We start from the raw sequence: 21,265 nt of genomic DNA, 5'->3' as shown, positions 1-21,265 counted from the left end.
TCACACAGCTTGCATCTCGCCCGTCACAAGCCGAGCATCAACGCGATGTTTTGCACCGCCGCACCACTGGCACCCTTGCCCAGGTTGTCCAGGCGAGCGATCACCACGGCATGGCGAGCGTCTTCATTCGCAAACACCCGAATTTCGAGCTGGTTGGTGTCATTCAGGGCCGTGGCGTCCAGTTTCAAGTTGTCCGTGGGGGGCAACACGCTCACCCAGCCGCCTGCGGCCTGGCTGGCCGCATAGTGCGCTTGCAAGGCCGCGTGCAGGTCGGCACCCGAAGGCTTGCCCGGCAAGCTGTCCAGGTGCAGGGGCAGCTGCACCAGCATGCCTTGGCGGAAGTTGCCAACCGCAGGCACAAACAAGGGCCGCGTGCTCAGCCCGGTGTAGCGCATGATTTCTGGGATGTGCTTGTGCTTCAGGCCCAAGGCATAAGCTTCAAACAAGGGCGCCCGTCCTGCCTCGTAGTCTTCGATCATGCTACGGCCACCGCCGGAGTAACCACTCACTGAAGGCAGGCATACCGGGAAATCACACGGCAGCAGCCCGGCGTCAATCAGAGGCCGCAAGATGGCGATCGCCCCTGTGGCGTAGCAGCCGGGATTGGCGACCCGCTCGGCCTTCTGGACTGCGGTCAATTGGTCGGCTGCCAGTTCAGGAAAGCCAAACACCCAATCGGGATGGCAGCGGTGCGCGGTGGAGGCGTCCACAATGCGCGGCTTGCGGCCCGGCAGGCTGTCGATCATAGCCACCGATTCGATGGCCGCATCGTCGTGCAGACACAGCACCACCAGATCGGCTGCAGCCATCAACTCGCGTTTGGCCTCGGGGTCCTTGCGGCGTGCCGGGTCGATGCTAAGCACCTCGATTTGAGGCATCAAAGCCAGCCTTTCGCGGATTTGCAAACCTGTGGTGCCGGCTTCGCCATCGATGAATATTTTGGCCATGGGTGTTACTTTCTGAAGAATTCCGGGCCTCAACGTCAAGTCAATGTAAGACGCAAGGCTCAGGATTGGTGCATTGCAGCATGATACAGTCGCACGCTGCAGTGTCCAGAGCCTGCTGACGTGCCCGGCCTGATCCAGGCACCCCGGCGGACCGGTCGAATTACCACCCCTCTGAGAGAAGACCTCATGAAGATTCACGAGTACCAAGGCAAGGAAATCTTGCGTCAATTCGGTGTGCCAGTCCCCCGTGGCATCCCGGCGTTCACCGTTCAAGAGGCTGTTGAAGCCGCTCAAAAACTGGGCGGCCCAGTGTGGGTGGTCAAGGCCCAAATCCACGCCGGTGGCCGTGGCAAAGGCGGCGGCGTCAAAGTGGCCAAAACCATCGACGACGTCAAGCGTTTGGCTGGCGAGATCCTGGGCATGCAGCTCAAGACCCACCAGACCGGCCCCGAAGGCCAGAAAGTCCGTCGTCTCTATATTGAAGACGGCGCTGACATCAACAAAGAGTATTACGTGTCCGTGGTCACCGACCGCGCCACCCAAAAGATCGCTTTCATCGCTTCGAGCGAAGGCGGCATGGACATCGAGGAAGTGGCTCACTCCACCCCCGAAAAAATCATCACCGAGTTCATCGACCCGTTGACCGGTCTGGGCGATGCCCAAGCCAAGAAGATCTCTGACGCGATTGGCATGCCTGCAGACTCCACCGCCCAGGCCGTGGACATCTTCAAAAAGCTGTACCAGTGCTACATGGAAACCGACGCTTCGTTGGTCGAAATCAACCCGCTGAACCGTGACAGCAAGGGCAACGTGATGGCCCTGGACGCGAAGTTCAACTTCGATGCCAACGCGCTGTTCCGTCACCCCGAAATCGTTGCTTACCGCGATCTGGACGAAGAAGATCCTGCTGAAGTGGAAGCTTCCAAGTTCGACCTGGCCTACATCAGCCTGGACGGCAACATCGGTTGCCTGGTCAACGGCGCTGGCCTGGCCATGGCCACCATGGACACCATCAAGTTGTTTGGCGGCGAGCCAGCCAACTTCCTGGACGTGGGCGGCGGCGCTACTGCCGAGAAAGTCACTGAAGCCTTCAAGATCATGCTGGCCAACAAGAATGTCAAAGGCATTTTGGTCAACATCTTCGGCGGCATCATGAAGTGCGACACCATCGCTACCGGCGTGATCACCGCTTGCAAGGCCGTGAACCTGTCCGTGCCATTGGTCGTTCGCATGAAGGGCACCAACGACGAGCTGGGCAAGAAGATGCTGGCCGAATCCGGTCTGCCGATCATCTCGGCCGACACCATGGCTGAAGCCGCGACCGCCATCGTCGCAGCCGTTAAGTAATGACTTTGCAGGATGGTGCGATCAGCGCCGTCCGCATCTGATTAGGAATCCAAAATGTCGATCTACATCAACAAAGACACCAAAGTCATCACCCAGGGCATCACCGGCAAAACCGGTCAGTTCCACACTGAGAAGTGCCAGGAATACGCGAACGGCAAGAACTGCTTCGTGGCCGGCGTGAACCCCAAGAAGGCTGGCGAGTCCATCTTCAACATCCCAATCTACGCATCGGTCAAGGAAGCCGCCACACAAACTGGCGCGACCGTGTCCGTGATCTACGTGCCCCCAGCCGGCGCAGCCGCTGCAATCTGGGAAGCCGTGGAAGCCGACCTGGACATGGCGATTTGCATCACCGAAGGCATTCCCGTTCGTGACATGCTCGAAGTGCGCAACAAGATGAAGGCCAAGGAAGCCGCTGGCGGCAAGCGCACGCTGCTGCTCGGCCCCAACTGCCCCGGTCTGATCACCCCCGACGAAATCAAGATCGGCATCATGCCCGGTCACATTCACCGCAAAGGCCGCATTGGCGTGGTGTCCCGTTCGGGCACTTTGACCTATGAAGCCGTGGCGATGCTGACCGAAGTGGGCCTCGGCCAGTCCAGCGCCGTCGGTATCGGTGGCGACCCGATCAACGGTTTGAAGCACATCGACGTGATGAAGGCTTTCAACGACGATCCCGACACCGACGCCGTCATCATGATCGGTGAAATCGGTGGTCCCGACGAAGCCGAAGCCGCTCAGTGGTGCAAGGCCAACATGAAAAAGCCTGTGGTGGGTTTCATCGCCGGTGTGACTGCCCCTCCCGGCAAGCGCATGGGCCATGCGGGTGCCCTGATCTCTGGCGGTGCCGACACGGCCGATGCAAAGCTGGCCATCATGGAGGAGTGCGGCTTCATCGTCACACGCAACCCGTCTGAATTGGGCAAACTGCTCAAAGCCCAGCTGAAGTAAAAGTACACGCCACCTGGGTGACAAGCCCCACCCCGCACCGGGGGTGTGGTTTGCCACAATACCCGAGCCGGATGTCCTGCGGGACAATCCGGCTTTCCGTTTTTTTGAACTCAAGCTTCACCGGCTTCGTGCCTGTGACCAAAGGAATACCGTGGAAGAATTTCTGACCCCTCATTTCTGGTTCGCCGTTGGCCAGATCATCATGATCGACATCCTGCTGGGCGGTGACAATGCCGTGGTGATTGCGCTGGCTTGCCGCCAGCTGCCGGACCACCAACGCACCAAAGGCATCATGTGGGGCACCGCCGGTGCCATCGTGTTGCGCGTCATCCTGATTTTTTTCGCGCTCACCCTGCTGGCCATTCCCTTCCTCAAGTTTGTGGGCGCACTCTTGCTCATCTGGATCGGCGTGAAACTGCTGACCCCCGATGAAGAAGACGACCACAGCAACATCCAGGGCAGCGACAAGCTCTGGGGTGCGGTCAAAACCGTCATCATTGCCGATCTGGTCATGAGCGTGGACAACGTGATCGCCATCGCCGGTGCCGCCCAGACTTCGGGCAACGCCGACCACCAGATGCCTTTGGTCATCTTCGGCCTGTTGGTCAGCATCCCGATCATCGTTTGGGGCAGCCAACTGGTGCTCAAACTCATGGACCGCTTCCCGATCATCATCACCGCCGGTGGCATGCTGCTGGGCTGGATCGCAGGCACCATGATCCAGACCGATCCTGGCCTGGTGGCTTACCTGCCGCAAGACAAGGCCTGGGGCTACGGTCTGGGCATTGCAGGCGCTTTGCTGGTGCTGGCACTGGGTAAATTCATCATGGCCCGCCGTACTGCACACACCGACAACGCTGCCTCTTGAGCTGAAAACAGGCCTTCGGTGGGTGAATGATTTACCATCGAGGGCCATTCACCAGGGGGAAAACCATGCCAAAAAACCAACAAGGTTTGACATTGATCGAGCTGATGATCGTGATTGCGGTCATCGGCATTTTGGGTGCGCTGGCTTTGCCGGCTTACCAGGACTACACCATCCGGGCCAAGGTGTCCGAAATGCTGCTGGCGGCCAACGGTTGTAAAACCGCGGTCAACGAAGCGGTCAGCTCATCGTCGGACGCCGATGTGTCGGCGGCTTTGCCCAAAGTCTGTGAAAGCCAAACGAGCAAATACGTGGCCAGCGTGGCTGTGGATGCCAATGGCGTGATCACCGTGGTCGGCAAGCATGAAGCGCTGCGCGGCAGCACCAGCGCATCGGCCAATGCCATCGCCCTGACCCCGCTGCAAACCGGCGACACCCCGGTCAATGGCAGCACCGATGGCGGCAAGACCATCTCCGGCTGGCGCTGCGGTCCTGCCAGCAGCAACGGCTTGCCGGTCAAGTACTTGCCCGCTTCATGCAAAACGTCCTGAACGTCTTTCGCACACCCCAACGCCCTGCTGAACACAGGGCGTTTTTCTTGGTGGCTGGCAAATGGGCTTGAGCCCCAGCGGAAATAGCTCCGTTAACCTGACCACGCGGGTGCGCGGACTGACGCTGGGTGCGCTGCTGGTTTTGCCTTGGCTTGCACCCTGGTCGCCGTCACCGCAACCCAACACGGTGCCCTTGCTGGTCAGTTGGGCCTGCATCGGCTTGCTGCTGTTGTGGGGCCCGCGCCTGCAGGCCTTGGACGTGGCCCGGGCGTGTGCTGTGGCGGCCTTGGTCAGCAGCGTCATGGGGCTCATCCAATACTTTGGGGCCGCCGAATTCTTCAGTCCTTGGCTTCATGTAGCGGCTCTGGGCGAAGCGAACGCCAACTTGCGCCAACGCAACCAGCTCGCCACCTTGCTGGCCATCGGCATGCTGGCGGTGCTGTGGTGGCAAGCCCATGGGCTCAAAACCCGGCACGCGCTGTGGATGCTGGCCTTGCTGGCCACCGCCAATGCCGCCACCACATCGCGCACCGGCTTGCTGCACATGGTGCTGGTCTGCGGCCTCGTCATGTTCTGGGCCTGGCGCAGCCGTGTTCCCACGCCCAGACTGTCGCCGCGCCTGGCGTTTTGGACCTTGGCGGTGTACCTGTTGGCCAATTGGGGCCTGCCCTGGTGCTTGAGCATGGTGTCCGGGCAAGACGTCGTCGACGCGCTGACCCGAATGGGCCACAACGAAGGCTGTGCCAGCCGCCGCGTGCTGTGGGCCAATGTGCTGGAACTGATCGGGCAAAAGCCCTGGACGGGCTGGGGCTGGGGCGAACTCAAATACGCCCACTACATCACGGCCTACGACGGTGGCCCTGAAAAAAGATTCTGCGACATTCTGGGCAACGCCCACAACTTGCCCTTGCACCTGGCGGTCACGCTGGGCGTCCCGGTCACTGCCGCTTTGGGATTGGCCTTGCTGGCCACACTGGTCTTGGCGCGACCGTGGCTGAGCTCATCGCCAACCCATCAATTGGCCTGGGGGGTGCTGGCGGTGATCGGGCTGCACAGCCTGTTGGAGTTTCCCCTTTGGTATGGCCCCTTCCAGATCGCCGCGCTGCTGTGTGGGGTGTTGCTGCTGATGCCGCCCTCGGGCTTGCAGGCTGGTTCGTCGCGCAGCCGGCAACTGACAGGCGGCCTGCTGCTGGCCACCGTCTGCCTGGTGGGAGCGGACTACGCCCGCGTGCGGCAAATTTACATGCCCGCCACGCAACGCTGGCCTGTGTGGCGTGATGACCCACTGGGCGCGGCGCGCAGCAGCTGGTTTTTCCAGCGACCGGCCACCTTTGCCGAGCTGACACTGACTCGCGTGACCCCGGAAAACGCCCCATGGGTCTTGGCCACCAGCCAGGAAATGCTGCACTACTCGCCCGAGCCCCAAGTGGTGCGCCAGCTGATTCTGAGTGCACATCTGCTGGGCCAACAAGACTTGGTACAGCTGCACTCGGACAGATGGCGTGCGGCCTTTCCTGCTTTGCCCTGCCCTTTCTGCCTGCCCAAGGGCAGGCGAGAAGAAACAGATTGAGGCAAAAATCAGATCAATACTGCTTGTAAGGCAAAAACTTGCCCGACAACACCACGTTCACGCGGTCGCCCTTGGGGTCGGGCTGGCGTACGATGTCCATGCTGAAATCGATGGCGCTCATAATGCCGTCGCCAAACTCTTCGTGGATCAGTTCCTTGATGGTCGTGCCATACACGCTCACGATTTCGTACCAGCGGTAAATTAACGGGTCGGTGGGCACCTGGCTGGGCAGTGAGCCTTTGTAGGGCACGACCTGCAACCACTTGATCTCGTCGGCCGTCAGGCCAAAGATCTTGCCGATGACCTTGGCTTGCTTGGCGTCAAAGGTCATTTGGCCGAGGCACCCGGCGGTGACCCATTCTTTGGACAGGCCGACCTTTTCGGCCACGTCGCTCCACTTGATGCCTTTGGACACTTTGGTGGCGATGATTTTTTCGGTGACTTCTAAACGGTTCATGAAAGACCTCTTGAGGGGTTGGTGAAAAGAAAGAATCAATGGGCTTTGGCGCGTGACACCAAAAAGTCGACGATGTGGTTGCGCATGTCGTAATAGCCCGGCAGGTGGTGCAGCTGGGCACGGGTGCGCTCGCGTGGCAGCGGATTGACCACCACTTCGGCCAAGCCACCGGGCACATAGCTGCCACCCGAATCGTTGCCGTTGCTCATGAGCAGGATGCGGTCGGACAAAAGAATCGCTTCGTCCACGTCGTGCGTGATCATGAACACCGTCTGCTGCGTCTGGCGGACGATGCTCATCAACTCGTCTTGAATCGCGCCGCGTGTGAGCGCGTCCAGCGCACCAAAGGGCTCGTCGAGCAGCAGCATCTTGGGCTGGATCGCAAAGGCCCGGGCAATGCCCACGCGTTGCTTCATGCCGCCCGAGAGTTGGCTGGGCTTCTTGTCGATGGCGTGCAGCAAACCGACCATGCCCACATGCTTTTCCACATGGAGGTTCACTTGGGGCGTTTTCCACTCAGGCCACTTGGACTTGACGGCAAACGCGATGTTTTGTCGCACCGTGAGCCAGGGCATGAGCGCGTGGCTTTGGAACACCACGCCGCGCTCCAGGCTGGGGCCTGCGATCTCGCGGCCGTCCATGAAGGCGTGACCTGACGAGGCCGTGTCCAGGCCCGCCAGCACATTCAAGATGGTGGTCTTGCCGCAGCCCGAGTGGCCAATGATGCAGACAAACTCGCCCTTGTCGATGTTGAAAGACACGTCCGAAAACACCGGCTTGTCGCTTTGGTAGGCCTTGCCCAGTTTTTCAATTTTGAGGAAAGCGTTCATGGCTTGGGCCTTGGGTTGGGGTGCAAAAGTCTCTGCGGGCAAAGGTGCGATCAACGCACGGTCACTGGTGTCACTCCACATAGGTCACCGCCTTTTGCACCTGGGCAAACGCCAAGTCCAGCAACATACCAACCACACCGATCACCAGCACTGCAAAGATCACATTCACCAGCGACAGGTTATTCCACTCGTTCCACACAAAGTAGCCCACGCCTGTGCCGCCCACCAGCATCTCAGCAGCCACAATCACCAGCCAGGCGATGCCCATGCTGATGCGCATGCCGGTCACGATGGTGGGCGCTGCGGCGGGCAAGATGACCAAAAAGGCTTTGCGTAGCGGCTGCACTTCCAGCGTGCTGGCCACATTGAGCCAGTCACGCTTGACGGCGGCCACACCGAAAGCGGTGTTGATCAGCATGGGCCAGACCGAGCAAATGAAGATCACGAAGATGCCGCTGATTTCCGAGTCTTTGAGGGTGTAGAGCGCCAGCGGCATCCAGGCCAGCGGGCTGATGGGTTTAAGCACCTGAATGAATGGGTCAAACGCTTTGCGCATGAGAGGCGACATGCCGATCATGAAACCCACTGGCAAGGCCACCAACACAGCCAGGAAGAACCCCAGCGCCACGCGCCCGAGCGAATGCGCCAACTGGATGCCAATGCCTTTGTCATTGGGGCCTTTGTCATAGAACGGGTCGGCCAAATGGCCCAACATGGCCTTGCCTACTTCCAGGGGCGGCGGAAAGCCGGTGCTTTTGACGGCACCGGGGTCCTTGCCCATCATCTTCTGGTACTCGATTTCTTCGGCCGTCATGCCTGCCTTGGCGGCACCCGCCACCGAAGGCGCCGTGGCAGACAGCTGCCACGCCCCCAGAAAGACCAGGAACATGAGCAACGAGACCATGGCCGCGCGCAAATTGAGGTGCGTGGTTTTCATGACGCTCAACCCATCTTGTTGATCGCAAAGCTCTTGAGGTAGTCCTCGGGCTTGGCCGGGTCAAACTCTTTGCCCATGATCTTGTGTTTAGGGTAAGGCGTGGTCGCTGCAAATTCGTGGCCCAGCGCTTTCATGTGCTTGCGCGCGTCGGTGATGAGGAACACCTTCTCGGCGATTTGTTTGTAATCCACGTTGCCCTTGATGTAGCCCCAGCGCTTCATCTGCGTCAGCATCCACACCGCCATGCTCTGCCAAGGCATAGGGTCAAAGTCCGCACGGTCGGGCACGTTTTGCACCTTGCCCAGACCGTCGGCAAATTTGCCCGTCAGCACCTGACTGATCACCGCCTCGGGCTGGTTCAGGTATTGCGCAGGCGAAATGACCTTGGCGATCAGCTCGCGGTTGCCCGGCTGACGCGCCATGGCAGCGGCCGTGAGCACGGCGCGGTACAAAGCAGCAAAGGTGTTGGGGTTCTTCTGGATGAACTCGGTGCTGGTGCCGAAGGCGCAGCAAGGGTGACCATTCCACAGGTCCTTGGTCAGGATGTGGATGAAACCCACTTCGTCGAACACCGCGCGCTGGTTGAAAGGATCGGGTCCGAGGAAGCCATCGATGTTGCCCGAGCGCAGGTTGGCCACCATCTCTGGCGGTGGCACCACGCGAATTTGCACATCGGTGTCTGGATTGATGCCGTTTTCCGCCAAGTAGTAACGCAGCAAGAAGTTGTGCATCGAATAATCGAAAGGCACGGCAAACTTGAAGCCCTTCCAGTTCTTCGGGTCGCGGTTGTTCTTGTGCTTCATGGCCAGCGTGATGGCTTGGCCATTGATGTTCTGGATGGTGGCCACATTCATGGGCGTGGCGTTGGCGCCCAACCCCATGCTGATGGCCAGCGGCATGGGCGACAGAAAGTGCGTGGCGTCGTATTCCTTGTTGATCATCTTGTCGCGGATCAAGGCCCAACCTGCGGTCTTGGTCACTTCCACGTTCAGGCCTTGCTTTTGGTAGAAGCCCAGCGGCTGCGCCATGATGAGTGGCGTGGCGCAAGTGATCGGGATGAAACCGATTTTGAGGTTGGTTTTTTCCAGTGGCCCTTTTTCTTGCGCCATGGCTTGCAGACTGGCCATGGGCAAGACGCTGGCAATGGCCGCCATGGCGGTCTTCTTGCCTACGGCACGCAAAAACATGCGGCGCTCTTCGTCGTGCGGAAACAGCGACTTGACCAGCGTGGCCTCGATGAATTCCTGGCTGTAGGCCTCAAACTCGGCAGTTTCGGAGCGGGCTCGCAGTTGTGCGGCTGCCGCATCGGCCACCACTTCGGCATGGTGGTCTGCGGGCGAATGGTCGCGGCCGCAACTGCACTTGAGCATCAGGGGACGGTCAGCGTTGTACGGATCAAAAAATTCAGACATGGCAACCTCGCTTGTGAAGATGTACTTGTCTATGCAAGCAGTGGGCCAGAAAACCTTGAATGCATGCCAACAACGCTGTGCCGCTTCATTTAGCAGGGCGCTTGTCGATGCTGTGTAGGGATAGCCCTACAAATGTCTCGATCCTGTGCAGACCTTGTCATCGACCAGGCGGTGGAGGGTGCCGCCTTTACACGGATTCGGTGTGATCAAAGCCCCTCAGTCAGACTTTTCGCGTACAAGGCCAGCTCCACATCGTTCTTGGTGCCTGTCTTTTCCAGAATGCGTGCACGGTAAGTGCTCACCGTGTTGGGGGCCAGACTGAGCTGCGCACCAATTTCGCTCACGGTGTGGCCTTGGGTCAACAAAAGATAGACCTGATGCTCCCGGTGTGAAAGCAGTTCGATCCCGCTTTTGGTGCGACCCCGGCTTACCAAACTGGCCAGGGCCTCGGCCGTGGCGGGCGTGACATGCATGCCACCAACAGCCACACGACGCAGCGCAGCCATCAAATCGTCCGGGTCGGTGCTTTTGTTCAGGTAACCCGATGCCCCCAGCTGTATGCAGCGCACCGCATATTGTTTTTCAGGGTAGGTGCTGAGCATGAGCACGGGCAAGCCGGGCCAGTCGCGCCGCAGGATTTGCAACACATCCAATCCGTCCATGCCGGGCATGGCGATGTCGAGCAGGACCACGTCCAGCCCCTGCGTGCCTTGCAAGGCCTGCACCGCGTCCAGCACGCCGGGGCCGGTATCGGCCTCGGCCACCACCTGCAGGACTGGGTCATCGGCCAGCACCATCTTCAGGCCTTCGCGCACAATTTTGTGGTCGTCGCCCAACAACACGCGCACCGTGGTGTTCATGGGGCCACCTCTTGCACAGGCAAGGTGTGTGGCAAGGGCATGGACAGGCGCATGCGTGTGCCGCGGCCTGGTTGGCTGTCAATGTCGATCACCCCGCCAAAATGCCGCGCCCGCTCGCGCATGCCCATGACGCCGTAGGCCTGCGCCGACGCAAACGCCTGGGGCGAAGCCCCGCAGCCATCGTCTTCCACCGACAGGTGCAGCCAGCCCTCACGCTCGACGATGTCCACATCCACGGTCTGCGCCTTGGCATGCCGACCCACGTTGCTCAGCATTTCCTGAAAAATACGGAACACCGCCATGGCCATGGGCTCGGGCAGCACGCGCTGCTCGTTCACCTCCATGCACCACTTGAGTTCTTGCTCGGCCGATTGCACAAACTCTTGCGCCTGCCACTCCAGGGCGCCCCACAGCCCCTGGTGGTCCAGGATGCTGGGGCGCAAGTCGGTGATGATGCGGCCCACATTGACCACCGCGTTCTCGATCAGGCGGCTCATGTTCCGGCACTTCTCTCGCATTTTTCCGCGCATGTTGTCGTGCTGGCTTGGCGCTTCTTCGGCGGCGCGTTGCGCCTGCTCGAACAGACGCTTGTCCAACCAGCTCACATCCATTTTCAGGGCCACCAACAAGCTGCCCAGCTCGTCGTGTACCTCGCGGGCGATGCGGGTGCGCTCTTCCTCACGCACGGCCTCGGACCAGGCGGCCAACTCGCGCAATTGCTGCAAGGCCGTTTCCAGCGCATGGGTGCGCTCGGCCACGCGTTGCTCCAGCTCGTTTTTAGCCTGGTGCAAGGCGTCCTGGGCCTGCTTGCGCTCGGTGATGTCCATAAAGGTGACCACCGCACCACGCACCAGGCCCTGGTCAAACACAGGGTAGCTGGAATATTCCACAGGAAAGCTGCTGCCGTCCGCACGCCAAAAAACCTCGCTGTCGATGCGGCAGGGCTCGCCACGTCGAAAGGCGTTGTAAATCGGGCAATCGTCCATGGGGTAATGCGCGCCATCGCCATGCGAATGGTGGGTCAGGATGTGCATGTTCTGGCCCAGCACCTGGTGCGGCTCGAAGCCAATCATGCGGGCTCCAGCCGGGTTGATGAAAACACACAAACCCTCCAGATCGACGCCAAAAACCCCCTCACCGGTGGAGGCCAGCATCAGGCCCAAGGGGTCACGCCAGGCCTCGGTGACACCGGTCACCGTGGGCAACAGGGGGTTGTATTCAAGGTTCATGCACATGACAAGCAAGCCGTATGCCAAACAGAAAGGCTTTCGCACGGTTTGCCCTGCACGCTCAGGGGTTTGTCACTTGCAGCAACAGCACCTGTCGGGGCTGCGCGTGACAATGGTGGGATTATTCTTCGATTTGATGGCTGATTGGATGACCATGACCCCGGTAAGCACCGCTGTATTGCAAGGCGCATCGAACTTTCGCGATGTGGGTGGCTACCGCAGCGCCGATGGCCGCCGCGTTCGGCGCGGCCTGGTATTCCGGTCAGACCACTTGGCAGGGTTGACGTCAGAGGACCTGGCTCGTCTAACCGCGCTGGGCATCGGGCACAGCCTCGACTTTCGCGGCGCGGCCGAATGTGCTGCCACGCCCTACAACATCCCCGGCGTGCAGCGCGTGGCGCTCACCATCGAGCCCACTGTGATCGCCCGCATGCAGGCCCTGGTAGCCCAAGGCGTGGTGCCCAGCACCGAAGAAACCGTAGACCTGATGCGCGAGACCTACCGCGATTTCGTGAATCGGAATGCGGGCACGTTCGGGCAGTTTTTGAAACACCTGCTGGAACAACCCACGCCCCAGGTGTTTCACTGCACCGCGGGCAAGGACCGCACAGGTTTTGCTGCAGCGCTGCTGCTGTCCGCTTTGGGCGTGGACCGCGCCACCATCGAGCATGACTACCTGCTCACCAACCAGCTCTACAAGCGCGACGCCCGCCTGGAAGGTCAGGGCCACCCGCATGTGATGAAGGTGCTGTGGCAAGTGCAGCCCGAGTTTTTGCATGCCGCATTTGAGACCGTGGATACGAAGCACGGCGGCATGCGCGACTACTTGCACGGGGCCATTGGCCTGAGCCCGCAAGAACTGGCCGAGCTGCAGAGGCTGCTGCTGGAAGATTGAAACTGACATGTCGGAGCTTCAGCTCCGACATGGCTTGAAAACCTCAGGCCGCTTCTTTGTAAAAGAACCCGCCATGCACATTGCGCGGCGCCAAAGGTGCCACCGCCTTGCCGATCGCACCAATGTGGTCGGGCGTGGTGCCGCAGCAGCCGCCCACAATGTTGACCAGGCCTTCGGCCGCGAACTCATGCAACAGGCGGCTGGTCACTTCGGGGGTTTCGTCAAAGCCGGTATCGCTCATGGGGTTGGGCAAACCGGCGTTGGGGTAGCAGCTGATGAACGTATCGCCCGCGACCTTGTTGAGCTCCTGGATGTAGGGGCGCATCAGCGTGGCGCCCAAGGCGCAGTTGAGGCCAATGGCCAGCGGGTGCGCGTGGCGCACGCTGTGCCAGAACGCTGTCACCGTCTGGCCGCTCAGGATGCGGCCCGATGCGTCGGTCACGGTGCCGCTGATGATGAGGGGCAAGCGCTGGCCGCTGGCTTCAAAAAATTCTTCAATCGCAAACAGCGCGGCTTTGGCATTGAGCGTGTCAAAAATCGTTTCGACCAACAGCACATCGGAGCCACCTTCGACCAAGGCCTCCACCTGTTCGTAATAGGCAGCGCGCAGTTCTTCAAACGTCACGTTGCGCGCTCCCGCGTCGTTCACGTCGGGGCTGATGCTGGCGGTCTTGGGCGTGGGGCCCAAAGCGCCGACCACAAAGCGGGGCTTGTCGGGCGTGGAGAACTTGTCGCAGGCGGCGCGGGCCAGTTTGGCGGACTGCAGGTTCATCTCGCGGGCCAGGTGCTGCATGTCGTAGTCGGCCTGGGCGATGGTCGTGGCACCAAAGGTGTTGGTCTCGATCAGGTCAGCGCCCGCAGCCAGATAGCCTTCGTGGATGTCACGGATCACGTCGGGACGCGTCAGGCTCAGCAACTCGTTGTTGCCCTTGACGTCTTTGGGGAAGTCCTTGAAACGCTCACCCCGGTAATCGGCCTCGGTCAGTTTGAAGCGCTGGATCATGGTGCCCATGGCGCCGTCGAGGATGGCGATGCGGGTTTTCAGGATCTCGGGCAGCGCCTGGGCGCGGGTGTAGGTGAGGGGTTTCATAGGGTGTATTGTAAAAAGGGCTGGTCAAGGTTTTTGGTAACGCACAAAACCTGAAGCCCTGAGCTGACACGCTGGGCACTGGCCGCAGCCATAGCCCCAGTCATGACGTTGCGTGCGCTCGCCCAGATAACAGGTGTGGCTGTGCTCCACGATCAGGTCCACCAATGCCTGGCCGCCGTTTTGGGGCTGAGCCTTTTGGCCCAGCTCGTGCGCCAGCTGCCAGGTTTGGGCTTTGTCGATCCACATGAGCGGGGTTTCGATCAGCAGCTTGCGGTCCATGCCCAGCGACAGGGCCACCTGCATGGCCTTCATGGTGTCGTCGCGGCAGTCGGGGTAGCCCGAGAAATCGGTCTCGCACACGCCGGTGACGATGACCTGCAAACCCCGGCGGTACGCCAGCGCAGCGGCCAGCGTGAGGAACAGCAGGTTGCGCCCCGGCACAAAAGTGTTGGGCAGGCCCGAGCTTTCCATCTCAATGGCGGTGTCGCGGGTCAAAGAAGTTTCGCTGATATGGCCCAAGATGCCGGCATCCAGCAGGTGGTCTTCGCCCATCTTGACGGCCCATTGGGGAAACCGGGCCTTGATCGCGGCCAGCACGTTCAGGCGGGCGTCCAGCTCGACTTTGTGGCGCTGGCCGTAGTCAAAGGCCAGGGTTTCGACGCGTTCGTATTTGGACAGCGCATGGGCCAGGCAGGTGGTGGAGTCCTGACCACCGGAAAAAAGGACGAGGGCGGAGGTGTGCATGGGCTGGGATGGTAACGCTGTCCATGAAGGGGGAGCTGTCAGCGTCTGGGCGCGGCGGAGCGCATTTGGAAGGGGCCGGCGGCGGGCTCCTCATGAGGCGGGGGTACGCCAAAATCGTCGCCCGCCGCCGGCCCCTTCCAAACGCTGGTGGTGGTCGTCAGTTTTGCTGGCTGTGAACACCCACTCTGGAGATGACTCCAGGTCGTGCTGGCAACAAACGCAAGCCTTTCAGCAGCTCGCCGCGCAGCCCATGGTCTTGTGTGGGGGGGGGGGGGGGGGGGGCGGGGGGGGGGGGGGGGGGGGGCCCCCCCCCCCCCCCCCGTATGAGGAACCCCCCCCGCCCCCCCCCCCCCCCCCCCCACACCACACCCGCTAAACCCAAGCCATCGATAGAGGACAATCAAGCCTTCAAAAAGCCCGTCATACCCCAGTGTCCCCCCACCTCCCCATCCTGCGCGAAGTATTTGGCTACGACGCCTTTCGCGGCCCGCAGCAAGCCATCATCGACCATGTGGCTGCGGGCGGTGATGCACTGGTGCTCATGCCCACGGGCGGGGGCAAATCGCTGTGCTATCAAATCCCGGCCATTGCGCGCCAGCGTGCGGGCCACGGCATCACGGTGGTGGTGTCGCCGCTGATCGCGCTGATGCACGACCAGGTGGGTGCCCTGCACGAAGCGGGGGTGAGTGCCGCCTTCCTCAACTCCACTTTGACCGGCGAAGAGGCCAACGACATCGAGCGACGTCTGTTGCGCGGCGAAATCACCCTGCTCTACGCTGCACCCGAACGCGTGACCAATGGCCGCTTTCTGGCGCAGATGGATTCGCTGCTCGAGCGCGGGCTGCTGAGCCTGTTTGCGATCGACGAAGCGCATTGCGTGAGCCAATGGGGCCATGACTTCCGGCCCGAATACCGGGGCCTGTCGGTGCTGCACGAGCGCTACCCCAGTGTGCCGCGTGTGGCGCTCACCGCCACGGCCGATGCACTGACCCGTGCCGACATCGTCGAGCGGCTGCAGCTGGAAAGCGCCAAACTGTTCATCAGCAGTTTTGACCGGCCCAACATCCGCTACACCATCGTCGAGAAAAAAGACGCCAGCACCCAGCTGCTGCGCTTCATCGAGCGCGAACACCCGGAAGAAGCGGGCGTGGTCTATTGCCAGTCGCGCAAGCGGGTCGAAGAGGTCGCGGCCATGCTGTGCGAAGCGGGCATCCGTGCCCTGCCTTACCACGCGGGCCTGGACGCAGCCGTGCGCCAGCGCCACCAAAACGAGTTTTTGCGCGAAGAAGGCGTGGTGATGGTGGCCACGGTGGCGTTTGGCATGGGCATCGACAAGCCCGATGTGCGCTTTGTGGCGCACCTGGACATGCCCAAAAACATCGAAGGCTACTACCAGGAGACGGGCCGTGCCGGGCGCGATGGCCTGGCGTCTGACGCTTGGATGGCCTATGGCCTGCAAGACGTGGTGAACCAGCGCCGCATGATCGACGAGAGCCCGGCGGGCGAAGAGTTCAAACAGATCATGCGCGGCAAGCTCGACGCGCTGCTGGCCTTGGCCGAAGCGACCGATTGCCGCCGCGTGCGGCTTTTGAGCTACTTTGGCGAGAGCTACACCAGCCAAAAGGACAGCGCGCAGGGCGTGTACATGCCCTTTTGTGGCAACTGCGACAACTGCCTGAACCCACCCGAAGTCTGGGACGGCACCGACGCCGCACGCAAGCTGCTCTCCACCGTGTACCGCACGCAGCAAAGCAGCGGCCACAGCTTTGGGGCCAGCCACACCATGGACATCGTGCGGGGCAAAAAAACCGAGAAGGTGTCGCAGCGCGGCCACGAAGGCATCAGCACCTTTGGCTTGGGCGCTGAATACAGCGAGCAGCAGCTGCGCGCCGTAATGCGCCAGCTGATCGCGATAGGCGCTTTGCATGTGCACACCGAAGACGGTTTCAGCACCCTGCACCTGACCGAAGCGTCACGCGCCGTGCTCAAAGGCGAGGTGCCCGTGCAATTGCGCGAAAGCACCAGCCAGCGTGCCGACAAACGCAGTCGCACGCGCAGCGCCCCCTCACCAGCTGCTGCCAACCTGGGGCAGGACGCGATGGTGCGTTACATCAACCTCAAGGCCTGGCGCGCCGAGGTGGCCAAGGAGCACAACCTGCCCGCGTATGTGATCTTCCATGACGCGACGCTGGCCGCCATTGCCGAGGCCGCACCGCACAGCTTGGGCGACTTACAGGGCATCAGCGGCTTGGGTGTGAAAAAGCTCGAGGCCTATGGCGAGCAGGTGCTGAAAGTCTGCAAGGGCTGATGCCCTGCGGCTGGGCCGGCCCGGCCCATTGAGAGCGCCAGCGCACGGTTCATCGTGCGATCAACTCCTAAGCTGACCCGTGCGGGCATGACAGTCACAGCACAGCGGACCTCAAACCGCAGCCTGTGCATGCCTGCGCCCAAGCCTATACCGCCTCAGCAGGAGAACCCCCATGAACCAAGCCACCCAAACGCTCAGGCACGAGCACGAAGCGATCACACTGGGCCTGAAAATTCTGGCTCGGATGGAGCAGCGCGTGAACGCCGAGCAGATCACGGACATCCAGGACTTGTCCACCATGACGGATTTCCTGAAGACCTTTGCAGACACCTGCCACCATGGCAAGGAAGAAGGCATTTTGTTTCCGGCCCTGAAAAACTTGGACCCGAAGCAAACACAAGGGCCGATTCAGGGCATGCTGGACGAACACGCCCAAGGTCGCCAGCTCCTGGCCGACATGCAAGCGGCTTTGCAGCCCACGCTGAAAATCAACGCCTTCCATGAGGCCGCCAGAGCCTACGCCCAACTGTTGCTGGCCCACATCGAGAAAGAAAACACCGTCCTCTTCCCGATGGCCGAGCGCCTTTTGTCACCCGAGCAACAAACCCAGCTGGCCCATGCTTTCGATGCGCACGAAGACCAGGTCATGGGCCCAGGCCAGCATGAGGCCCTGCACGCCACACTGAAGAAGCTGCTGGCCAAATACCCGGCTTGATTGGCCCGTGCTGCCTCAGGAAGGGTCCACCGCGATGGCACCACGCCGGATCTGATCACGCTCCAGTGACTCGAACAAAGCCTTGAAGTTGCCCTCACCAAAACCTTCGTCGGCCTTGCGCTGGATGAACTCGAAGAACACCGGGCCCAGCAGCGTCTGGCTGAAGATTTGCAGCAGCAAACGCTTCTCGCCATTTGCTGTGGAGCCGTCCATCAAGATGCCGCGGGCTTGCAACTCGGGCACGGGCTCGCCGTGACCTTGGAGGCGTTCTTCGAGCATTTCGTAATAAATGTCATTGGGCGCGGTCATGAGTGGAATACCCGCCATCTGCAAGGCGTCCACGCTTTTCAGAATATCGTCCGTCAACAGCGCGATGTGCTGGATGCCTTCGCCATTGAACTGCATCAAAAACTCTTCAATCTGCCCACCGGTCTTGCCCGACTCTTCGTTCAGCGGGATGCGGATCATGCCGTCAGGTGCGGTCATGGCGCGGCTGGTCAGGCCTGTGTGGGTGCCCTGAATGTCGAAATAGCGGATCTCACGGAAGTTGAAAATCTTTTCGTAGAAGTTGCCCCAAAAAGCCATGCGGCCCTTGTAAACGTTGTGCGTCAGGTGGTCGATGATTTTGAAGCCGTGGCCGGGTGGGTGGCGGTCCACACCCTCGATGAATTCAAAGTCGATGTCGTAGATGCTCTTGCCGTCTTCAAAGCGGTCAATCAAATACAAAGGCGCGCCGCCAATGCCCTTGATGGCGGGCAGGCGCAGCTCCATCGGACCTGTGGGAATGTCGACCGGTTGCGCGCCCATCTCCAATGCGCGCTCGTAGGCCTTGTGCGAATCCTTCACACGAAAAGCCAGCGCACAGGCGCACGGGCCGTGCTCGGCAGCAAAGTAACCGGCCAGGCTTTTGGGTTCGCGGTTGACGATGAAATTGATGTCGCCCTGGCGGTAAAGCACCACGTCTTTGGAGCGATGCTTGGCCACCAGCGTGAAGCCCATTTTTTCAAACAGGGGCTCCAGGGTATTGGCAATGGGGGAAGCGAACTCGACGAACTCGAAGCCGCACAGGCCCATGGGGTTGTCAAACAAATCGGTCATGAAAATCTCCAGCAGTGATCGGGGCCGCGCTGCCATGTGAGCGGGGCCCGAATGAAATCGGTCAAACAAAAGGGAAGATACTTAAGAAGCCTGCGGTGGTGCGCAAGGCTTGCCCCGCGTGCTGCGCGCGAGGTGGATGCCGAAAATCAAGACCTGGATGGACATGCGGTGATTGTGAGGGGCATCAACAGGTTTAGCAAGACAAGCCGTTTCAGGCCACAGCTTTCAATGCGCGCAGCTGATCGATCTCTGCCGCGCTCAGCCCCAGGCCGCGCAACAATTCGTCGGTGTTTTCGCCTTGGAACGGCGGCTCCAGCCGTACACCCAAACGCTGGCCATCCATGGTGAAGGGCAACAAGGCGGCGGGTGCACTTTGCCCGGCCTTGGCACCATCGGTCAGGCGCACATCGGCCAAGCCCCCGGTGGCTTGCAAGTGCGGATCGTCAAACAGTTCTTCAGGTTTGACGATGGGCGCAAAAGGCAGGCCCGCTTTTTCAAAAATGGACGTCAACTCCTCCGCCGTGAAGGCCGCGAGACGGCGGCGCAACTCAGGAATCAATTCGGCACGCAAAGACACGCGAGCGTTGTTGTCGCTGTAGCGCGTGTCGGCCTTGAGGTCGGCAAAGCCGAGGACCTCGCAAAAGGTGGCCCACTGTGCATCACTGACTGCCGCCAGAAAAATCTGCTCGTTGTTTTTAACGGTGAACACGTCGTACACCGCCCAGGCCGAGATGCGGTTGGGCATGGGCTCGGCCGCTTGGCCGGTGATGGCGAACTGCAGCATGTGCTGGCCGACCAGGAACACGTTGTTCTCAAACAAGGCCGACTGGATCTCTTGCCCGCGCCCGGTGATGCCGCGCTGGATCAGCGCGCCCAGCACACCAATCGCCCCGAACATGCCGCCCATGATGTCGTTCACGCTGGTGCCTGCGCGCAGCGGGTCACCAGGGCGCCCGGTCATGTAGGCGAGGCCGCCCATCATCTGCACCACCTCGTCGAGTGCCGTACGGTGATCGTAGGGCCCGGGCAAAAAGCCCTTGAGGCTGGCATAAATCAACTTGGGGTTACTCGCCGACAGATTGGCGTAGTCAAGGCCGTACTTGGCCATGGAGCCGGGCTTGAAGTTCTCGGCCACCACATCGGCCGTGGCACACAGGCGACGCGCCATCTCGGCCCCTTCGGGGCATTGCAGGTTGAGCTTGATGCTCTTTTTGTTGCGATTGAACATCGGGAAAAAACCCGCGCCCGAACCCAGCAAATGCCGTGTGCGGTCGCCCTCGATAGGCTCGACCTTGATGACTTCGGCGCCCATGTCGGCCAACACCATGCCGCAGGTAGGGCCCATGACCATGTGGGTGAACTCGACAACGCGCAGGCCTTCGAGCGGCAGTTTCCGTGTCAGGGCGTTCATGTGCAAACTCAGCGGTAAAACGCTTCGACCTGGCCTTTGAGCTTGATCAGCAGAGGCTGGCCTTTGCGGTCCAGCGTTTTGCCAGCGGGCACACGCACCCAGCCCTCGCTGATGCAGTACTCCTCCACGTCGTTGCGGTCTTTGCCGTTGAAGCGGATGCCAATGTCATGCTCGAACACGGCGCGCACATGGTGCGGGCTGCGGGCGTCGATCGAAAGGCGATCGGGCAATTCGGGACGGGAAGCGGGGGTGGCAGGGGTATCGGTCATGAGATGAGACTTTGAAAGCCCCTGAATCTATACCAAAAATGGCGTGGTCAATGCACAAAATTGATCCGCACACACAACTGATAGCCCACGCCCCACACCGATTTGATGGCAGGCTCGTCGCCCTCGGACTGCACGCTTTTGAATTTTTTGCGCAAGCGGGCAATCATCTCTTCAAGGGCGTGCTTGCTCATCAAGGCATCATCGTCCACGTCGGCGAACAGATCGCACAGCACGCCCGACTCCAGAGTATTGTCCCTGGCCTGCACCAGCGCCAACAAAATGGTTTTCTCTTTGCTGGTCAAACGCAATTTTTGTGACTGGCCCGGCCCCAGCAAGGTGCGGTCGCGCAAGCTCAGCGACCACTCTTTGGCGGTGTGGGCCTGCTTGAGGCGGCGCCCCAGGCTGAGCAGCACCAGCACCAGCTCGTCGGGCGACACAGGCTTGGTGAGGTAGATGTCGGCGCCACCCTGCGGTAGCCCGCAATGCAGTCGTTCAGGGCCACCCGGGCGGTCATGATCACGATGCCCGCATCAGGCCGGGATTGGCGCACCCGACGGCACAGGCTCAAGCCGTTTTCACCGGGCAGGTTCAGGTCAATCAGGTACAGGTCAAAGGCGATGCGGGCGTTCAGATCGTCCAGTCCCGCCGCGCTGTTGGCGGCGTATACCTGAAAACCATGGGCCGCCAGATGCACCTCGATTTCTTCGCGCAGCAAGCGGTCATCCTCCACCAGCGCCAGGGTCAACGGCCAGCGGGTGTCGCTTGGAGTAGCGTTCATG

General features: G+C 60.9%; 22 protein-coding genes. 8 read left to right on the top strand and 14 right to left on the bottom strand.

What is annotated here, in order from left to right; translation table 11 throughout:
* Positions 1–23: 23 nt before the first annotated feature.
* Positions 24–947 carry an N-acetyl-gamma-glutamyl-phosphate reductase gene (argC, locus tag ACHEXL_RS13745; protein ID WP_416559961.1) on the bottom strand — a complete coding sequence of 308 codons (924 nt, stop codon included), beginning with the start codon at positions 945–947 and terminating at the stop codon, positions 24–26.
* 186 nt (positions 948–1,133) lie between these two features.
* On the opposite strand from argC, the gene sucC reads away from it, so the two are divergent.
* The 5 genes from sucC (at position 1,134) to ACHEXL_RS13720 (ending at position 6,231) form a co-directional block, all read left to right on the top strand.
* Entirely contained in the window at positions 1,134–2,294 is a 1,161-nt protein-coding gene (gene sucC, locus ACHEXL_RS13740) for an ADP-forming succinate--CoA ligase subunit beta (RefSeq protein WP_416559960.1), read from the top strand.
* Positions 2,295–2,348: 54 nt separating this feature from the next.
* A complete protein-coding gene (gene sucD, locus ACHEXL_RS13735) occupies positions 2,349–3,245 on the top strand; it encodes a succinate--CoA ligase subunit alpha (RefSeq protein WP_108323670.1) in 897 nt (298 codons plus the stop codon).
* Between the two features lie 151 nt (positions 3,246–3,396).
* Positions 3,397–4,113 carry a TerC family protein gene (locus ACHEXL_RS13730; protein WP_416559959.1) on the top strand — a complete coding sequence of 239 codons (717 nt, stop codon included), beginning with the start codon at positions 3,397–3,399 and terminating at the stop codon, positions 4,111–4,113.
* 65 nt (positions 4,114–4,178) lie between these two features.
* On the top strand, positions 4,179–4,661 hold the full coding sequence (locus tag ACHEXL_RS13725) for a pilin (RefSeq protein WP_416559958.1): 483 nt from the start codon (positions 4,179–4,181) through the stop codon (positions 4,659–4,661).
* Between the two features lie 67 nt (positions 4,662–4,728).
* Positions 4,729–6,231: a PglL family O-oligosaccharyltransferase gene (locus ACHEXL_RS13720; protein ID WP_416559957.1), complete on the top strand. Its 1,503-nt coding sequence runs from the start codon at positions 4,729–4,731 to the stop codon at positions 6,229–6,231.
* Positions 6,232–6,244: 13 nt separating this feature from the next.
* On the opposite strand, the gene cynS is transcribed toward ACHEXL_RS13720, so the two are convergent.
* From cynS to ACHEXL_RS13690, 6 genes are all read right to left on the bottom strand, one after another.
* A complete protein-coding gene (cynS, locus tag ACHEXL_RS13715) occupies positions 6,245–6,688 on the bottom strand; it encodes a cyanase (protein ID WP_416559956.1) in 444 nt (147 codons plus the stop codon).
* Positions 6,689–6,723: 35 nt separating this feature from the next.
* Positions 6,724–7,599, bottom strand: coding sequence for an ABC transporter ATP-binding protein (locus ACHEXL_RS13710; RefSeq protein ID WP_416559955.1), 876 nt, complete (start codon positions 7,597–7,599; stop codon positions 6,724–6,726).
* Entirely contained in the window at positions 7,589–8,455 is an 867-nt protein-coding gene (ntrB, locus tag ACHEXL_RS13705) for a nitrate ABC transporter permease (RefSeq protein ID WP_416559954.1), read from the bottom strand. The genes ACHEXL_RS13710 and ntrB overlap by 11 nt, the downstream gene beginning before the upstream one ends.
* A gap of 5 nt (positions 8,456–8,460) precedes the next feature.
* Positions 8,461–9,867, bottom strand: coding sequence for a CmpA/NrtA family ABC transporter substrate-binding protein (locus ACHEXL_RS13700; RefSeq protein ID WP_416559953.1), 1,407 nt, complete (start codon positions 9,865–9,867; stop codon positions 8,461–8,463).
* 206 nt (positions 9,868–10,073) lie between these two features.
* The gene (locus tag ACHEXL_RS13695) at positions 10,074–10,727 is read right to left on the bottom strand and encodes a response regulator (RefSeq protein ID WP_416559952.1); all 654 of its coding nucleotides are present in this window, start codon (positions 10,725–10,727) and stop codon (positions 10,074–10,076) included.
* Positions 10,724–11,956, bottom strand: a complete 1,233-nt coding sequence (locus tag ACHEXL_RS13690; protein ID WP_416559951.1) for a PAS domain-containing sensor histidine kinase — start codon at positions 11,954–11,956, stop codon at positions 10,724–10,726. The genes ACHEXL_RS13695 and ACHEXL_RS13690 overlap by 4 nt, the downstream gene beginning before the upstream one ends.
* A gap of 154 nt (positions 11,957–12,110) precedes the next feature.
* Between ACHEXL_RS13690 and ACHEXL_RS13685 the strand changes: the two genes are divergently transcribed.
* A complete protein-coding gene (locus ACHEXL_RS13685) occupies positions 12,111–12,851 on the top strand; it encodes a tyrosine-protein phosphatase (RefSeq protein ID WP_416559950.1) in 741 nt (246 codons plus the stop codon).
* A 43-nt stretch (positions 12,852–12,894) separates the two neighbouring features.
* Here the strand turns inward: ACHEXL_RS13685 and ACHEXL_RS13680 are convergent, their stop codons facing one another.
* Both ACHEXL_RS13680 and queC read right to left on the bottom strand, forming a co-directional pair.
* Complete coding sequence (locus ACHEXL_RS13680) at positions 12,895–13,941, bottom strand: homocysteine S-methyltransferase family protein (protein ID WP_416559949.1); 1,047 nt, start codon at positions 13,939–13,941, stop codon at positions 12,895–12,897.
* A gap of 24 nt (positions 13,942–13,965) precedes the next feature.
* Complete coding sequence (gene queC / locus ACHEXL_RS13675; protein WP_416559948.1) at positions 13,966–14,685, bottom strand: 7-cyano-7-deazaguanine synthase QueC; 720 nt, start codon at positions 14,683–14,685, stop codon at positions 13,966–13,968.
* Between the two features lie 430 nt (positions 14,686–15,115).
* Here queC and recQ point away from each other — a divergent pair, with 430 nt between their 5' ends.
* Positions 15,116–16,993 carry a DNA helicase RecQ gene (recQ, locus tag ACHEXL_RS13670; RefSeq protein WP_416559947.1) on the top strand — a complete coding sequence of 626 codons (1,878 nt, stop codon included), beginning with the start codon at positions 15,116–15,118 and terminating at the stop codon, positions 16,991–16,993.
* Between the two features lie 172 nt (positions 16,994–17,165).
* The gene (locus ACHEXL_RS13665) at positions 17,166–17,708 is read left to right on the top strand and encodes a hemerythrin domain-containing protein (protein WP_416559946.1); all 543 of its coding nucleotides are present in this window, start codon (positions 17,166–17,168) and stop codon (positions 17,706–17,708) included.
* Between the two features lie 15 nt (positions 17,709–17,723).
* On the opposite strand, the gene hppD is transcribed toward ACHEXL_RS13665, so the two are convergent.
* The 5 genes from hppD to ACHEXL_RS13640 form a co-directional block, all read right to left on the bottom strand.
* The gene (hppD, locus tag ACHEXL_RS13660) at positions 17,724–18,806 is read right to left on the bottom strand and encodes a 4-hydroxyphenylpyruvate dioxygenase (RefSeq protein ID WP_416559945.1); all 1,083 of its coding nucleotides are present in this window, start codon (positions 18,804–18,806) and stop codon (positions 17,724–17,726) included.
* 211 nt (positions 18,807–19,017) lie between these two features.
* A complete protein-coding gene (locus ACHEXL_RS13655; protein ID WP_416559944.1) occupies positions 19,018–20,217 on the bottom strand; it encodes a CaiB/BaiF CoA transferase family protein in 1,200 nt (399 codons plus the stop codon).
* Positions 20,218–20,225: 8 nt separating this feature from the next.
* Complete coding sequence (locus ACHEXL_RS13650) at positions 20,226–20,486, bottom strand: DUF3297 family protein (RefSeq protein ID WP_416559943.1); 261 nt, start codon at positions 20,484–20,486, stop codon at positions 20,226–20,228.
* 47 nt (positions 20,487–20,533) lie between these two features.
* On the bottom strand, positions 20,534–20,836 hold the full coding sequence (locus ACHEXL_RS13645) for a helix-turn-helix domain-containing protein (protein ID WP_416559942.1): 303 nt from the start codon (positions 20,834–20,836) through the stop codon (positions 20,534–20,536).
* Positions 20,837–20,838: 2 nt separating this feature from the next.
* A complete protein-coding gene (locus ACHEXL_RS13640; protein WP_416559941.1) occupies positions 20,839–21,264 on the bottom strand; it encodes a response regulator in 426 nt (141 codons plus the stop codon).
* Position 21,265 lies beyond the last annotated feature (1 nt).

Source organism: Limnohabitans sp. YIMB22184, assembly GCF_048020265.1.
Classification (GTDB): Bacteria; Pseudomonadota; Gammaproteobacteria; order Burkholderiales; family Burkholderiaceae_C; genus Limnohabitans_A.
Note: the sequence above shows the minus strand (reverse complement) of the source record. Positions and strands in the feature narration are given on the sequence as shown.

Coding starts and splice junctions, on each gene's coding strand:
- argC (WP_416559961.1), bottom strand. CDS start 947: ATGGCCAAAATATTCATCGATGGCGAAGCCGGCACCACAGGTTTGCAA.
- sucC (WP_416559960.1), top strand. CDS start 1,134: ATGAAGATTCACGAGTACCAAGGCAAGGAAATCTTGCGTCAATTCGGT.
- sucD (WP_108323670.1), top strand. CDS start 2,349: ATGTCGATCTACATCAACAAAGACACCAAAGTCATCACCCAGGGCATC.
- ACHEXL_RS13725 (WP_416559958.1), top strand. CDS start 4,179: ATGCCAAAAAACCAACAAGGTTTGACATTGATCGAGCTGATGATCGTG.
- cynS (WP_416559956.1), bottom strand. CDS start 6,688: ATGAACCGTTTAGAAGTCACCGAAAAAATCATCGCCACCAAAGTGTCC.
- ACHEXL_RS13710 (WP_416559955.1), bottom strand. CDS start 7,599: ATGTGGAGTGACACCAGTGACCGTGCGTTGATCGCACCTTTGCCCGCA.
- ntrB (WP_416559954.1), bottom strand. CDS start 8,455: ATGAAAACCACGCACCTCAATTTGCGCGCGGCCATGGTCTCGTTGCTC.
- ACHEXL_RS13700 (WP_416559953.1), bottom strand. CDS start 9,867: ATGTCTGAATTTTTTGATCCGTACAACGCTGACCGTCCCCTGATGCTC.
- ACHEXL_RS13695 (WP_416559952.1), bottom strand. CDS start 10,727: ATGAACACCACGGTGCGCGTGTTGTTGGGCGACGACCACAAAATTGTG.
- ACHEXL_RS13690 (WP_416559951.1), bottom strand. CDS start 11,956: ATGAACCTTGAATACAACCCCCTGTTGCCCACGGTGACCGGTGTCACC.
- ACHEXL_RS13685 (WP_416559950.1), top strand. CDS start 12,111: ATGACCCCGGTAAGCACCGCTGTATTGCAAGGCGCATCGAACTTTCGC.
- ACHEXL_RS13680 (WP_416559949.1), bottom strand. CDS start 13,941: ATGAAACCCCTCACCTACACCCGCGCCCAGGCGCTGCCCGAGATCCTG.
- queC (WP_416559948.1), bottom strand. CDS start 14,685: ATGCACACCTCCGCCCTCGTCCTTTTTTCCGGTGGTCAGGACTCCACC.
- ACHEXL_RS13665 (WP_416559946.1), top strand. CDS start 17,166: ATGAACCAAGCCACCCAAACGCTCAGGCACGAGCACGAAGCGATCACA.
- hppD (WP_416559945.1), bottom strand. CDS start 18,806: ATGACCGATTTGTTTGACAACCCCATGGGCCTGTGCGGCTTCGAGTTC.
- ACHEXL_RS13655 (WP_416559944.1), bottom strand. CDS start 20,217: ATGAACGCCCTGACACGGAAACTGCCGCTCGAAGGCCTGCGCGTTGTC.
- ACHEXL_RS13650 (WP_416559943.1), bottom strand. CDS start 20,486: ATGACCGATACCCCTGCCACCCCCGCTTCCCGTCCCGAATTGCCCGAT.
- ACHEXL_RS13640 (WP_416559941.1), bottom strand. CDS start 21,264: ATGAACGCTACTCCAAGCGACACCCGCTGGCCGTTGACCCTGGCGCTG.